Annotated in this window: 11 protein-coding genes and 1 tRNA gene; 6 read left to right on the top strand and 6 right to left on the bottom strand. The window is 59.4% G+C overall.

All coding sequences use genetic code 11. The features are described 5' to 3' along the window. The first annotated feature begins 6 nt into the window (after window positions 1-6). The 3 genes from CAY35_RS06045 to CAY35_RS06030 all read left to right on the top strand — a co-directional run bounded on the left by CAY35_RS06045 (window position 7) and on the right by CAY35_RS06030 (window position 2,966). The gene (locus CAY35_RS06045) at window positions 7-873 is read left to right on the top strand and encodes a hypothetical protein (protein ID WP_146191930.1); all 867 of its coding nucleotides are present in this window, start codon (window positions 7-9) and stop codon (window positions 871-873) included. A gap of 187 nt (window positions 874-1,060) precedes the next feature. After that, complete coding sequence (locus CAY35_RS10030) at window positions 1,061-1,264, top strand: helix-turn-helix domain-containing protein (RefSeq protein WP_109303764.1); 204 nt, start codon at window positions 1,061-1,063, stop codon at window positions 1,262-1,264. Between the two features lie 478 nt (window positions 1,265-1,742). Next, window positions 1,743-2,966 (top strand): DUF3631 domain-containing protein, encoded by a 1,224-nt coding sequence (locus tag CAY35_RS06030; protein ID WP_109303762.1) that lies wholly within the window; start codon window positions 1,743-1,745, stop codon window positions 2,964-2,966. A gap of 698 nt (window positions 2,967-3,664) precedes the next feature. Here CAY35_RS06030 and CAY35_RS06025 read toward each other — a convergent pair. Continuing rightward, window positions 3,665-4,048, bottom strand: a complete 384-nt coding sequence (locus tag CAY35_RS06025) for a hypothetical protein (protein ID WP_146191928.1) — start codon at window positions 4,046-4,048, stop codon at window positions 3,665-3,667. A gap of 165 nt (window positions 4,049-4,213) precedes the next feature. Continuing rightward, complete coding sequence (locus CAY35_RS06020; protein WP_109303760.1) at window positions 4,214-6,250, bottom strand: FAD/NAD(P)-binding protein; 2,037 nt, start codon at window positions 6,248-6,250, stop codon at window positions 4,214-4,216. Window positions 6,251-6,286: 36 nt separating this feature from the next. On the opposite strand from CAY35_RS06020, the gene CAY35_RS06015 reads away from it, so the two are divergent. From CAY35_RS06015 to CAY35_RS06005, 3 genes are all read left to right on the top strand, one after another. Continuing rightward, window positions 6,287-8,446 (top strand): prolyl oligopeptidase family serine peptidase, encoded by a 2,160-nt coding sequence (locus tag CAY35_RS06015; RefSeq protein ID WP_109303759.1) that lies wholly within the window; start codon window positions 6,287-6,289, stop codon window positions 8,444-8,446. 127 nt (window positions 8,447-8,573) lie between these two features. Then, window positions 8,574-8,662 (top strand) — tRNA-Ser (locus tag CAY35_RS06010). A gap of 238 nt (window positions 8,663-8,900) precedes the next feature. Then, the gene (locus CAY35_RS06005) at window positions 8,901-9,662 is read left to right on the top strand and encodes a hypothetical protein (RefSeq protein WP_109303758.1); all 762 of its coding nucleotides are present in this window, start codon (window positions 8,901-8,903) and stop codon (window positions 9,660-9,662) included. Window positions 9,663-9,765: 103 nt separating this feature from the next. On the opposite strand, the gene CAY35_RS06000 is transcribed toward CAY35_RS06005, so the two are convergent. The 4 genes from CAY35_RS06000 to CAY35_RS05985 form a co-directional block, all read right to left on the bottom strand. Then, window positions 9,766-10,497 carry a VIT1/CCC1 transporter family protein gene (locus tag CAY35_RS06000; RefSeq protein WP_109303789.1) on the bottom strand — a complete coding sequence of 244 codons (732 nt, stop codon included), beginning with the start codon at window positions 10,495-10,497 and terminating at the stop codon, window positions 9,766-9,768. Window positions 10,498-10,682: 185 nt separating this feature from the next. Further along, window positions 10,683-11,228 carry a YbhB/YbcL family Raf kinase inhibitor-like protein gene (locus CAY35_RS05995; protein WP_101629907.1) on the bottom strand — a complete coding sequence of 182 codons (546 nt, stop codon included), beginning with the start codon at window positions 11,226-11,228 and terminating at the stop codon, window positions 10,683-10,685. 126 nt (window positions 11,229-11,354) lie between these two features. Next, window positions 11,355-12,302: a hypothetical protein gene (locus CAY35_RS05990; protein ID WP_109303757.1), complete on the bottom strand. Its 948-nt coding sequence runs from the start codon at window positions 12,300-12,302 to the stop codon at window positions 11,355-11,357. A 23-nt stretch (window positions 12,303-12,325) separates the two neighbouring features. Further along, entirely contained in the window at window positions 12,326-14,485 is a 2,160-nt protein-coding gene (locus CAY35_RS05985; RefSeq protein ID WP_258265665.1) for a RecQ family ATP-dependent DNA helicase, read from the bottom strand. Window positions 14,486-14,568 lie beyond the last annotated feature (83 nt).

Genomic DNA, 14,568 nt, shown 5'->3' with positions numbered 1-14,568 from the left:
ACAGCGGTGAAAAACATGGAGACGCTTACACAGGAACAGTTACGCCTAGGCCGGTTGAAGTATTCCCCGTTTGACTATCTCGCGAGCCTCAAAGAGGGGCTATCTGGGTCTGAGTTCGCTGAGAAATACAGGTTATTGAAGTACAGGTGCCCTAAGGGGTGTTCTTTAGGGGCCGTGTATGAAACCCCGTTAGGCCGTATCGTCACTAACCGGGGGCTTCTTTACGCGCTTCCGCTCACACCTCAAGCCGAGCTTATTGCCGAGTATTTAGGAGAGTACAGGCGGGAACTGTATACGCTTCAGGAAATAAACATAAAGGATGAGGAAGCAGAGGGCCCTAAAGTTCTCATTGCCAGCAAGTACCCGTTTCTACGGAAAAGCTACATGGCAACAGCTGAATGCATAGAGACACACGATAAAAGAAAGAAAGCTGACCCGTTTCTAAGTTCCGGGTGTGTCAGCGCTCACCTGGAACGGCAGACCCTTAACGGTGAGATAAAAGCGAAGGGGCTTCATACTGAATCAGCCGTCACATGGTTAGATGATTTTTTTATATCGGGTCTTTGGGTGTGCAGATCGCATAGGGTTGAGATTCGCTTAACCCGTGACGATATTAGCGCCGATCTAAACCACGCCAGGCAGACCAAACAGAAGACGATTAGCCTTAAGCCTTCATACAGCGGGAGACAACAGGGGCGCATTGACAGTAGCCATGAACGGTTTATGCATCGCGACATAGAAGAAAACGCGTATATAGGCGAATACGTCTATGGCTTATTTGGCGTTTCGGGTGGCTTTGAAGCCGTGAAAGCTGAAGCGTTGAGGCTAGCTAAAGAAAAGCGGGCCGGTACCACTGAAACAGATGGCGCTTAATGCTATAGTGAGCTAAGACCTGCAATAGGTCTTGAATCAGTATTCGCGCTACTGGCTGTTGGCTGGCCTTAAGGGCTTCTTTCTTTCACGCCTTCGGGATTAGCTCCGTAAATAAGTCTGAAAGGGCTTATTTGTCGTGAGCAAAACACAAACTACCCCTTACGTAGCGTTTAACGATCTAGCCCCTATGCTCTCCGTAGCTCAGGTAGCTGAGTATGCGGGCGTACATTCTTCTAGCGTTCACCGGTGGATTGCATCAGGTGATCTAACGGCTTACAAGGCCGGGAAGAAAATGATTCGCGTTCACCGCGCTGACTTCCTCAACTTCTTCCATCAGCTAACCCCTTCTAAATACGTATGGAACTACGCAGAAGAAGGGGGCGCTAACTAATGAGCTACCAACAGCAGACCCCCGCCGCTCATGAAAGCAACGGGGGCCAGTACCCACGTCACGGCGAGCGCAGAAGTCAGCACCCTAGACATGGCGGCGGGGCTGACCGTATCCAGAAGAACAGTAGCCCCGTGTCATCTAGTTTACCTGACTCGAACACAGGTTCGAAGGGTGAGAGCATCCACACGCGGCGAAGCAGTTTCACGCTCGCCGAACAGGAGCTGCTACGACAGGGCGAGCATAACCGCGGATGGTGGGAAGGCTACTTCTACGGAGTCCGAGAGACCACCGCGCGGCTAGCCCCGATGCGAGAGGCAGAGCGCCAAGAACTGTACCTAGATGCATGGTGGGACGCTATGCACGTCCGTATCTCGACACAGCACCGCAAGACCGTGGAGCTAGCGCTGACCGCGGCATTTAGCCCCCGCTGTTACAACTGTGGAGCCGGGCGCGGTGACACGTTCGAGGGGGTGAACGCATGAACACGAACTACACGCCACACGTAGACGGCTTCGACGGCTTAGACGGCTTAGACGGCTCAAATGAAGGGCCTGTGACGATCCTGGACAAGTACCGTGACCACTTCGAGAAATACATTCTCACGGCGTCCGATGAAGATTACGAGGTTCTAACTTTATGGGCTCTTCACACGTTCCTCATGGAGATCAACATCTCCACGCCGCGGCTCTTGATTACTAGCCCCGTACCGGGAAGCGGAAAGACCACGCTGTTAGATCATCTGCACAGGCTTACCGCTAATCCGCTACTGGCCGCGAATGCGACGAACGCGGCTCTTTCGAGAGCGGTGCACGCGTCTATGAGAACGGTTCTACTGGATGAAGCTGACAGAACTCTTGACCCCAAAAGGCCCGGGAGGGAAGAGCTGATCCAGACGATCAACAGCGGCTATAAACGCGACGGGTACAGGCTCATAACTAGCGAGAGGAAAGGAAACGGCGAAGAGCCGGAATCGCTCAAACTATCGACTTACGGGCCGGTAGCGATGGCTGGGAACAACATGCTTCTTCCTGAGGACACTATGACCCGAATCATCCCGATCACGATGTTGCCAGACCTGGAAGGTGTCAAGGCTGAAACGTACTGGGATGACGAACTAGAACAAGAAGCAGCCGAGCTGAAAGCGGAAGCCGAACAGTGGGCCGCGGGCGTTCTACAGAAGAAGCCTTCACGTCCGAGAATCCCGGATGACGTGAAGGGGCGGTTCAAAGAAATATGGCTACCGCTGAAGCAAGTAGCTGCAGCAGTGAACAGCCCTTCATGGTGTCAACGCGTGGATGAGTTCGCACTGAGGCACATCGAGGAAACGAAGCGAGACGAAGAAGAAGGGTTACGGCACATGCCCCCTCACCGGGTACTCATCAGACACATTTACGAGTTACTGCCAGAGAATCAACCGTTCATCCCAACAGGAAAGCTGATATCTGAACTAATCAGAGCAGAACCTGACACCTGGGGCGAAGGTAACCGCATAGGTTCCAAACTCACTCCCCAACGATTAGGGAGGATGCTGGGCAAGTACAAGATACGCCCCGGCAAACTGAACGATATACGCGGCTATTTTCGGCAAGACTTCCTCAGATCATGGAAAGCAGAGGGACTCATAAGGAAACCGTCTGAACCGTCTGAACCGTCTAAGCCGTCGAGTACGGCCAAAGATGAAGCACTCTTCAAAATCGCATAACCACTAACGGGAAGGCCCGGCGCTAAGGAACACAGAAGAAACCTTAGCCCGGGTCTTTCCATGTCCATAGGCCCACGGCGGGCCTCCTTCACGTCTCCAACCCCTCCGACCCCCTCAGACCCTCCCCTACGGGGCAACCCCTTCACAGCACCCCAAGAACCTCACGGCGAGCGCCGGGCGTCTCACACAGACAGACACAGGCACCTCACCACACACCGCCGGCCTGTACAGACTGTACAAATACAAACCGCACGCACGCATGTGACCCCACAAACACAGGCAGCCGGAACAACTAGACATCACAGACCAGAGCATCGCGAGACGGTGAGCGCTCGCCGTGGAGCCTCACACAGAACCGCCTCACCCGCCCCCGTGCAGACCGTACACGCACGAAGCACACGCCCCACGGGGTCACCCCTCCCACGTCGCTCGCCACTTCGCCCCCCGCCGGCATTGCGATCTCTCCCCGGCTGTTTTTCTGTTAGGGGCGCCCTATGCCGCTAAAGTATTTCAAACGTTAAAGGACATAAGATAACCCCCGCTAACAGCCTTACAAGGCCATTACCGGGGGCTATGGATACGTTACGAGGTTATTAAGCTTCAGTGAGCTTTATAGGCGCTTACAGAAGGCTTTACAGGCCTCTATCTCATATCTAGCGAGCGTCTTAGCTATAGAGGCCGGGGTTACAGGCGTTGACCTACGCCCGTTCAAAAGGTTCTGCAATTGCTTCTAAGAGCCATGAAAAATCTGTGATTGCTTTCGCAAGCTCTCTTAGCCCTTCTGCCGTGAAGGTGGCATAGCCTTCAGTGCTTTCGGTGAGTTCGACACGGGCGGCAATGCCGTCGAGATTGTTCCACCGTATTTCAAGGCGTACGCCCCCATGATGTTGTTGAGGTCCTACATATTCGACAAACCCCGCGGTGTTTAGAGATTCATTCTGGAAGATGAATAGCGGGCTATTGGTTAGCGTGTCTATTTGCCCGGGGGTTAGCCCTAAGTTGTGCAGGTACTCGCTGAGCGTGTACGGAACGGTTTTCTCAGTGCCTGAGGTGCTCATCTGTGCTTCTTTCTTGGTGGTCATTTTTCCCACAACTGCAGATGACTAGGCATAAATTAGGCACACGGTTCATGCGACCCTTGTTTTACCGCGTATTTACGGGATTTGGGTGAAATTCCCTTACCCTCCGCGATATAACCCCGGGATCCTAGAGATTCCGGGGTTTTCCGCTTTAAGATTAGGCCAGGACTAGTCCAGCAAGATGGAGCGGGCGATTGCTTCCGCGTCCGCGAGCGTCCGGGCGCCAACGTGCGGGTCACCGCCGGCCTCAGCCGCGATCGCTGTCCCCCACTGCACAGAAGATAGCTGCAGACCAAGCACGTGCACTCCGTCGGCGGCGGCACCGCTCGTGCCGACCACACGGTGGTCGGCCCCCTCTACGTCAAGACCAGAGCCGGGGACCTGCTCACCATCATCGGTGATGCGCACACGCGGCCGCGCCAGGCCCGAGGCCAGCATCGAACGCAACAGCGGCGAATCCGTGATCGCAACACGGTTGGCCGGCATCATCGCCTCAACCATCCACGTCGCTTCCGGCTCCGCGCCACCCACCCATGGCGACACAGCGCGGAAGAGGCGGGCCTCCGCATCGTAGGTGTAGGACGGCTCAGGGCCCAGAACCTCGATGATCCCGGCGCGCACCAAGGCGACCATCTGCTCAATACGTTCCAAAGGTGGCCCCGAGGCCAGCCCCTCAACGAGTGGCTCGAACCAGCCGCGCACCTGGGCGGCGACGGAACGTTCGTCGATGTAGCCTTCCGCGATCAGACGCTTCACGATCATGCGGCCCGCGTGCAGTGCACCGATCGCCATGTGCAGCGGCGACCCCGTGCCCAGGGAGGCGGCAGCGACGTCGCTTTCCAGCATCTCGATGGTTGCGGCACGGTACGCTTCCGCGGTGATCGCGCCGTGCCCCGCCCACGGACGCGCCAATGAGCGGATATCGAACAGTTCGCGTTCCGGAAGCGCGCGAGCCAGCGCATCCTTGAGCTTCAGGACCCACACTTCATCGCCGATATCGGTCGGGGCGGCGAGGATCTCGTCCAGCTCGTCCAGGAACGAGGACGGCGTAGATTCGAAAACCTCGGGCGCCGCGGCGGCGAGCTCGTTGTAGTAGGTGCGGATCACGTCGCGGTTCAGCAACGGCCACACGTGACGTTCAAAGTCCACGGTGCCCGGTAGGCGGCCGGTCGCGCCCTTCTCCGCGGCTTCAACGATGCGGTCATACGTGAAGAACTTGAGTTCGATGCCCGGCGGGATGAACGCTGGGATGGCCGCTTTCGCACGGTACGGGGTTCCGCGGCGCGAGCCGGCGATGAGGATGGGTTCCTTGCCGCTCGGGATGTACTTGAGGGCTTGGCCTGCAGGGCCGCCGGTCTCCTCGAAGCGGCCGCCACGGCTCAAGGTGACCTCGGCCAGGAGGTCGAAAAAGTTCAGACCCATGCCGCGAACCAGGACGTTCTGGCCAGCTGGGAGCGCATCGTAATCGACGTCAGTGGAAACATGCGGCGGAACATAGTGCGCACCCGGATGCGACGTGCAGGCCGAGCCCACGGCCTCCTGCTCAGGTGAAATCCGGGCAGGAACATGCCCAACAGCCAGAACCACACGGTCCGCATACAAGACCTGCCCCGAACCCAACACGACTCGGTAGCCACCGCCAACATGCGGATCAACCGAAACCGCCAACGTAGCGTGAACATGCGGGCCATCCACATGATCCAAGCCCTCGAGCTGCGCGGCGACACCCTCCCACACGTGCTGCAAGTAGCGCCCATACAGCGGCCGCGGAGGGAAACTGCCAGGCCCCAACGCCTCGAGCTCAGCCCGCTCAACCTCGCTCAGCTCGGCGCCATCGCCACCCGACAGACGGAACTGCTCAAAGCTCAGCCCCGGATGATCAGCCCGCGACACACCAGCTGGACGCTCCGGCGCAACCGTGGGGAACATCGACGGCGTATTCATCCACAAGTTCCGCGACTGCCCCGGATCCCACACCCGGCCAGAACCAGCAGGGTACGGATCAACCACATCGATACGCAACGGCCGCGTATCCAAGGCGCCACCGTCGTCGTCATCAATCAACAAATCAGTCGGAGCCCATGCCTGCCGCCCCGCCGCGGCGAGCGCAAGCCGCTCCACGACCGAGGTTCCACGCGGGCCAGCGCCGATCACCACCACACGGAGAAGGCCGGCATCCTGAGCATGATCTGTTCCTTGTTCCATGTACTTATCTCTATCACCTCAACGTATTCTTAGGCTGTGACTAAACCGACTGATCTGACGCATATTCATACTTTTTTGGACGAGATCCGCGGCGAAGAGGCCCTCGCGTGGGCGGCGGAGCGCACGCAAGCAACCGATGCGCGCCTTACCTCTGACGAGCATGATCACGTGGTGGCGCGGATCCAGGAAGCGATGGATGCTGAAGACCGGCTCATTGCTGTGAGCAAGCACGGTGAGTTCCACACGAACTTCTGGCAGGACGCCCAGCATCCGCGGGGTATCTGGCGCACCACGGACTGGGATTCCTATGTTGCTGGAGATCCGCAGTGGGAAACGTTGCTGGACCTCGATGAGCTGAGCGCCGATGAGGGCGTGAACTGGGTGTGGCGTGGTGCCTCGTGGGAACCGAAGCCAGGCGGGCAGCCGCGGCGAGCGTTGGTGGTGCTCTCCCCTGATGGTGGTGACGCGGTGGTGGTCCGCGAGTTCGATGCGGCGGACCGCGAGTTCGTGGAAGGCGGCTTGGAGCTACCGTTGGCGAAGACGTCCGTGAGCTGGGGTTTTGATGATTCGTTCTTGGTTTCCACGGTGACGGGCGATGACGACGTGACGCGTTCGACCTATGCGCGGTGTGTGCGCAGCGTGCGCCGGGGGCAGAGCCTGGCGGATGCGGAGGTTGTGTTCGAAATCGACGCGAGCCACGTTTCGGCTGGCGCCGGCGTAGACACGACCCCGGGTTTCGAGAAGACGGTGTTCCGGGATTCGGAGGACTTCTTCACGGGCACGAACTACGTGGACATGTGCGACGGGGCGGGTGTTCAGAAGATCGATGCCCCGGGGGACGCCCGCGTTGGCTTCTATCAAGACTGGTTGCTGATCCGCCCGATGAGCACATGGGAGGTAGGCGGGCAGACCTACCCGGCCGGGACGGTGCTGGTGGTCAGAGCCGCGGAGTGGCTCGCTGGTGAGCGTTCCAGCTTGCGTGCCGTGCTTGTGCCCGAGGAGTCTGAGTCTGTTCAGGCGGTGGGTTTCACTAAGAACTTCGGCTTCGCAGTCATCATGAAGGACGTTGCTTCCCGCGTTGTGCGTTTGGACCCGCGCAACGACTGGGCTGTGACCGAGCTACCTGGCGTTCCTGAATTGTCCTCGGTAAGCATGTGGCCATTCGATGAGGAAAACAGCGACGACATCTGGATGGTTTCGGAAGGGTTCCTCCAGCCTCCGACGCTGCAGTTGGGTTCGCTCGCGACCGCCGGTAACGCTGGTGGTAGCGGCGCTGCTGATTCTGGCGGCGGCGCTGAGGCCGGCTCTGACAGCGGCGCTGGCTGGCGGGTCATCGGGGTTGCGCCGGAGCGTTTCGATGCGAGCGTGCACGAGGTTTCGCAGCATTTCGCGGTGTCCGATGATGGGACCCGGGTCCCGTATTTTTTGGTTGCGCCGAAGGATGCGCCGCTGGACGGTGAGACTCCGGTGTATGTGAGCGCTTATGGCGGTTTCCGGGTATCCCGTACGCCTGGCTACTCGGCGGCGGTGGGGCGCGGCTGGCTTGAGCGCCGCACGAGTGAAGGCCGGGCTCCAGCGTTTGTGGTCGCGAACATCCGTGGTGGCGGCGAATACGGACCCGAGTGGCATGCGGCAGCTTTGCGCGAGAATCGACCGCGCGCGTACGAGGATCTCGCCGCCGTGGTTCGCGATCTTCACGAGCGCGGCGTTTCTTCCCCGGATTTCACGGGTATGGCCGGCGGCTCCAATGGTGGTCTGCTCGCGGGCAACATGTACGTGCGCTATCCGGAGCTGTTCGGCGCGATCTCGTGCGGTGTCCCGCTGCTGGATATGTTGCGGTACACGCAACTTTCGGCTGGGCATTCGTGGATCGCTGAATACGGCGATCCCGATGTTCCAGCGGATGTTAAGCACTTGCGTGACATTTCCGCGACACACCGGCTTGCTGATACCGCCGACGATGCCCGTGATGTTGCGTGGCCTGAACTGCTGGTGTGGACCACAGCGTCCGACGACCGTGTAGGCCCCGTCCAGGCCCGCCACTTCTATGCGTTGCTGGAGGAGCTCGGCCACCGTAACGCGTGGTACCACGAGGAAGTGGATGGCGGACATTCAGGTTCAGTTGACCATGCATCGGCGGCCCGCACAGCGGCCCGAAGCTACAGCTTCATCTGGGACGCACTGGCCCGCGGCTGATGGTTTTCCGGCCCGCGTTTAACTAGTATGAACGGACGCGTGACCGTCTAGCGTCGGGTGTTCACTTTGATGTGAGTGCGTGCCCTCGGCTAAGCTATGGGATGTTGCCCTTTTATCGGCGCAACGTGGAGACGTGCCAGAGTGGCCGATTGGACTTCACTGCTAATGAAGGGTCTGGGTTAAACCGGACCGGGGGTTCGAATCCCCCCGTCTCCGCTCGCGGCCCCCGGAACTTATTGAAGTTCCGGGGTTTTCCCGTTTAACCCTGGAATCACGCGGAAGTAGACGGGTTACGGCGTCCCTTATCGCGGCGTCAAAGAGGCATATTTAAGCGGAAAACTGGCACACCGTTCTCCCGCCCCGGACCTCACACCCCGGACTTCACATCTAGGGGTAGAAACGGTAGTTCGAATCTTTTAGGCTCGTAATGAACGCTTTTTAGGAGGCGATCATTATGAAACGCACTGTCCCCAAACACGGAAACAAACTCCTAGCAACCTCGTTCGCTGCAACATTGCTGTTTGCGACTGCGTGCCAAGCAGATGCTGGCGGAAACGATAACGCCAGCTCCGAAGCGTCTGAGGAACAAACGGTGACGGAAACAGAAACCGCTAGCACCGAAACCAGCGCGCCTGCAGAAAACACCGAAAGCTCTGACAACACCTCCGAATCCACCAAGGGAGAACCGGTCAGCACAAGCAATGGCGCCTACACCATCACACCCGTTGGCGACTGGACAGCAACCCTAGAGAAGAAGGGCGAGCCACAACAAGAAGGCTTCGACCCACAAGAAGACATCATTCTGAAAGGGCCTTCCGCCGACGGCGCCATCAACACCGGCATCATCACAGATCTAGACGGGCCGCCGGCAGAATCCGTAGAGAACTTCAACTCCTGGCGCTTGGAGGACCTCGACATGGAAGGCGTCGAGGGCGAAACCTACCTTGTCGAACAAACCATCAAGGACCCCGAGACAGGCGACTACAAGTGGATAGCCCGCATCGTCACCAAGACTCCCCATGACGAAAGCGAATACCACGCGAAGGCCTACCTCAATAACCGTCAGCCAAGCTCGGCCTTCATCATGGTCCGGAACAATGACAACGCCAGCGGCAAACAGGGCATTGAAGACGCCCGAGGCTTCCAGACCTCCAAGTCTCGCGACGAGGTGATCGAGATGCTCAAGACCCTTAAAGTCGAACCACGCGACCAATAAACGCTTGAGCAATAAACGCTGGCCCAATCACTGAAACGCCGAGTTCTACACGAGAAGGCGGGGCAACACCTATGGTGTTGCCCCGCCTTCTGCGTTTCTGCGGCTACGCTACTCCGGATGCTCCCAGCAGGTAGCCCACGAGGTAGGTGAATCCGAGCGCCAACGCGCCACCGATCACCACGCGTATACCGGCCTTGACCGGCGAGCTGCCACCCAGCTTGGCACCAACCGCACCCGTAAGCGCGAGCGCAACCAACGTCGCGACAAACGTGCCCACGATGTTCGCGCCGTGCGGGAGCAGGACGATCGTCAGCATCGGCAAGATCGCGCCAGCAAGGAACGCGAGCATCGACGCGAAAGCCGCATGCCACGGACTCACAATGTCATCCTCATCGATGTTGAGCTCCATCTGCAGGTGCGCCTTCAACGCATCCTTCTCAGTCAGCTCAACCGCGACCTTCTCCGCGGTGTCCCGCGAAAGCCCCTGCTCCTGATACAGCTGAGTCAGCTCCTCAAGCTCACCCTCAGGATCCTCTTGAAGCTCGCGCTTCTCCTTAGCGACCAGGGATTCCTCCGCATCCTTCTGCGAAGAAACCGAAACGTACTCGCCCAGCCCCATCGACACCGCGCCGCCAATCACAGCGGCGGCGCCGGCCGTCAAAATCGGGCCGATCTGCGTCGTCGCACCTGCGACACCAACCACCACAGCAGCGACAGAAACGATGCCGTCGTTGGCGCCCAAAACACCCGCGCGCAACCAGTTCAGCTTTTGCGCGTGTCCCGAAGCCTGATGCGGTTCCTGCCTGTTCTCATGCCCTACATTCGTTGAAGTCATATGAACAGCATCCTCCACTTCGGCATCAACCGCCAGCAAAGGAAGGCTTCGCTTACTAAGCATCACCTAAAGTTAGTGAGACCTCACCATCCGCGGCGGAGGTAGAAGCAAACGCGTCGGGGGTGGTCCCGCGAGCTCTGCCGCGGAACCACCCCCGAATCACACAAGCCGCGTGACGGCTGAAACTAGGCTGGGATCTCCCCGTTGACCACGATCGTGGCGCGGCCCAGCGTGTGACCGAACATCATGAAACCATGCTTAGCCGGCGAGGTGTCGCCGTCCACACCCAGGTCTTCAACGTCCAAAGCATGCACCGTAATCACATAACGATGCGGGCCATGGCCCTGCGGCGGAGCGGCACCGATGAAGCCCGGCTGGCCGCCATCGTTCTTCAGCTGGAACGCACCTTCCGGCAGATCCAGGCCATCGCCCGCACCCTCCGGGAGCTCCGTAACCGAAGCCGGGATACGCGTGAGAACCCAGTGCCAGAAGCCCGACTGAGTTGGAGCGTCCGGGTCAAACACCGTGACCGCAAAGCTCTTAGTGCCCTCAGGCGCGCCAGACCAGCTGAGCTGCGGCGAAATATCCTTACCGCCCTCAACGCCGAAAGCGCCGGAGTACTGCTCAGCCGGCCACATCCCACCATCCTCAACCGTGGTGGACGTCAGCTCGAAGCTTGGGACCTCACCCAAGCCAGCAAATGGATCGTTTCCGTTTGGTGCCAATGCCATGTGTTCCTCCTTAGCAGGACAACGTATAAGGCGAGAAAACTAGATCAGACCTACACGATCATTAAAGGTGAATGACTCACCCAGGTGAATAGCCTTAGCGGAAAGCTAAACGAAGCAGATGCGCGCTTAGTGGCCGCGCTTATATAGGTGCGCTACCTGTTGGAGAACCTCTCGTGCGTGTTCCTCATCAACACCGGTATGACGCATGAAAATGTCTACGGCGGCGTCCACGTCTTCCATGTGCATCGCCGTCATGAAAATACCCCGCTCGGTTTCGCTCAAACGGTCCGTACTGAACGTGACCGTGCGCCCGTCCCCAACGTTGACCTGCAACGTGACTCCGTTGCCCGAACCAGCGGCCATGTTTGCTTCCAATGCGCGGCGGATGATCCCCTGATCCAGATCGATATGCCGGCCGATGATCTCGGATGCCTCATCGAACCGACGGTCACGCAACTTAGCCATCAGCTGGTCCCGTTCAGCAGCCGGAATGTCCTGAGTGCTGAACGAATGCTCACGTTCACCATCATTGTGGGTGAAGTTCATGTGACGCTCAGACGCGGCCGCCTCATCGCCGTACCGGACCGCCCAGTCTTCCGGGATCGCCCAATCCTGGTCAGAAGGAACATCAAGATCAGAGGAATCAACAGGCCCCGATGCGGTCGAATCCTGGACGTCAGCGTACGGTTCAGCAGGCGACGCCTCAGAGGCCTCGTGCTCCGGGGTCTCCAATTCCGGCGTCTCGAATTCCGGAGTTTCAATCTCTCGGAACGCGGCCTGCGACTTCACCTGCGGGTACTTCTGTAACGCCACAACATCGGTGATACAGTCCATGTTCGAACGGTCAGTCGCGCTCTTGATCAACTGCGCCGCACCCATCAGATCGTTCTGAGCGATCCGGGCATAAACAGCTTTGTGGGTCTCGACGTCCAAAAGCTCCGAAACCTCGTGGGCACGCCCAGGCGTAGTGTTAGCCTGCAAATTCTTCCGCGCACGCTTACCCGCGGACCGCAGACCCAACACAATCGCGACTACAACAACTACAACGCCCAAGACCAGAAACGATGGTTCCATACTTCTAATTCTACGAAGCCCCGCTAACCAACAACCGCCAAGGCAAAAGGCAGCACCCCTGGCGCACCCGCTTGGCGCAGCACAGCGGCCGCGCTAGTTAGCGACCATCGCGAGTCCACGAGGTCATCCACCAACAGTAACGGGCCCGGCGCCGACGCCACCGCATCGCGCATCGCATCAGGCACCACGAACGCACCGTGCACGTCCGCGAACCGGTAAGCCGAGTTACCTCCCGGACCCGAACGCGGAGGAGCCCCCGCATACTCGAGCGCACCGATGAACCGCATCTGCCCAATCCGAGCCAGCTCGGACGCCAAGCTGGACACGAGCTGCGGATGCCGCGCCGAAGGCATCGCTACAACACCCACTGGACGTTCCGGCGATGGCGTGCCGTCCTCCCCCATCCAACCGGCCGCCGCCGACCAATCCGCAACAACCTTGACGCACGCATTCACCACATCGGCGGCCACAGGAGCGTCCGGTGCCTGCTGCAGCATCTCACGCAACCTCGTACCCCACCCGAGGTCCGTCAACCGAGCCAGCGCACGTCCCTCACCGGCTTGAAGCTCAGCAGGGATCCGACCCTTGATGTCTAAGCCCAACGCGGACAGCCCCGTCGGATACATCTTCCGCGGCTCAATCTCCACACCAACCCGGCTCAAACCACCCTCGGCAAGGTGCGTGGCCTCATCCCCCACATCAGACGGGAACCATCGGCCGGCACAGTTATCGCAGATCCCGCAGTCCTCCGCATGCGGATCATCCAGTTGCTCCGAAAGGAAACGCATACGGCAACCGTCGGTCTGCTCATACGCCAGCATCGCTTCCTGCTCCGCTTCACGCGCCTGAGCCACCCTCTCGTAACGTTCACGGTCATAGACCCACGGAACACCCGTGCCAACCCAGCCACCCTGAACTCGCTCAACCGCGCCATCGACAGCCAGAACCTTGAGCAACAACTCGAGCGCGGTCCGCCGGACATTGACCCGCGCTTCCAAAACCGGAACCGACACCGGCCCACCGGCCTCAGCCAACGCATCAATCACGGCCCGGGCAGCCGATTCCTGCGGCATCGAAGCGGACGCGAAATACCGCCAAATCTCGCGATCCTCCGGCCCCGGCAACAACAGCACATCGGCCCGATCGGTGCCACGGCCGGCACGCCCTACCTGTTGGTAATACGCAACCGGTGAGCTAGGCGCACCCACGTGCACCACGAAACCAAGATCAGGCTTGTCGAAGCCCATACCCAGCGCCGAGGTCGCAACCAACGCCTTGACCTGATTGTTCTTGAGCGCATCCTCAAGCTCATGCCGCTCATCCTGGTCCGTGCGGCCTGTGTAAGCCCGCACGTTCAACCCGGCCTCACGTAGCATCTGCGCGATGTCTTCGGCCGCAGAAACCGTCAACGCATAAATAATCCCGGATCCCTCAAGCTCCCCCACATGCTGGACGAGCCAACCGAGCTGCTTGCGCGGGCTCGCCATCCGCAAAACACCCAACCTCAGCGACTTCCTTGCCAACGGGCCGCGCAACGTGAAAACGTCCTGGCCACCCTCCGCGAGCTGCTCCTCAACATCCCGCACCACCCGCTCATTCGCGGTCGCGGTGGTCGCCAAAACAGGAACTCCCTGGGGAAGGCGTTCGATGAGGTCCTTGATTCGGCGGTAATCCGGCCGAAAATCATGCCCCCAGTCAGAAATACAGTGCGCCTCATCCACCACAAGCAGACCCATCCGCTCCACCAACTGCGGAAGCTGCTCTTCACGGAACCGCGGATTATTCAACCGTTCCGGCGACACCAACAGAACATCCACCTGATCCCCTGCGAGTTTGGCTCGAACCTGCTCCCACTCCGTCGCGTTCGCCGAATTGATCGCGTGCGCACGCACGCCAGCCCGCTCAGCCGCCGCGATCTGATCCCGCATCAACGCCAACAACGGCGAAATAATCAAGGTCGGGCCGGCCCCTTGAGCCCGCAACAAAGCAGTCGCCACAAAATACACAGCCGACTTACCCCAACCGGTCCGCTGAACCACCAACGCCCTGCGACGGCGCCCCACCAACGCCTCGATCGCTTCGAGCTGTCCCTGATGAAACTGCGCCGAATCGTTACCCACCAGTCGGCGCAGGGCGGCGAGCGCGGAATCCGCATCGAAATCGGCAGACAAGCCAGCAGGCATGCCCGCTGACAATGCCTCGTTATCCGTATGTTCCATCTCACGCCTCCCGCTGTTTCAGTGAGCCTGACCAGTGGCACAAGCAT

Source organism: Pseudoglutamicibacter cumminsii (assembly GCF_003143995.1).
Lineage (GTDB): Bacteria > Actinomycetota > Actinomycetes > Actinomycetales > Micrococcaceae > Pseudoglutamicibacter > Pseudoglutamicibacter cumminsii_B.
This window is presented reverse-complemented; position numbering and strand designations above follow the sequence as displayed.

Coding starts and splice junctions, on each gene's coding strand:
- CAY35_RS10030 (WP_109303764.1), top strand. CDS start 1,061: ATGCTCTCCGTAGCTCAGGTAGCTGAGTATGCGGGCGTACATTCTTCT.
- CAY35_RS06030 (WP_109303762.1), top strand. CDS start 1,743: ATGAACACGAACTACACGCCACACGTAGACGGCTTCGACGGCTTAGAC.
- CAY35_RS06025 (WP_146191928.1), bottom strand. CDS start 4,048: ATGACCACCAAGAAAGAAGCACAGATGAGCACCTCAGGCACTGAGAAA.
- CAY35_RS06020 (WP_109303760.1), bottom strand. CDS start 6,250: ATGGAACAAGGAACAGATCATGCTCAGGATGCCGGCCTTCTCCGTGTG.
- CAY35_RS06005 (WP_109303758.1), top strand. CDS start 8,901: ATGAAACGCACTGTCCCCAAACACGGAAACAAACTCCTAGCAACCTCG.
- CAY35_RS06000 (WP_109303789.1), bottom strand. CDS start 10,497: ATGACTTCAACGAATGTAGGGCATGAGAACAGGCAGGAACCGCATCAG.
- CAY35_RS05995 (WP_101629907.1), bottom strand. CDS start 11,228: ATGGCATTGGCACCAAACGGAAACGATCCATTTGCTGGCTTGGGTGAG.
- CAY35_RS05990 (WP_109303757.1), bottom strand. CDS start 12,302: ATGGAACCATCGTTTCTGGTCTTGGGCGTTGTAGTTGTTGTAGTCGCG.
- CAY35_RS05985 (WP_258265665.1), bottom strand. CDS start 14,485: ATGCCTGCTGGCTTGTCTGCCGATTTCGATGCGGATTCCGCGCTCGCC.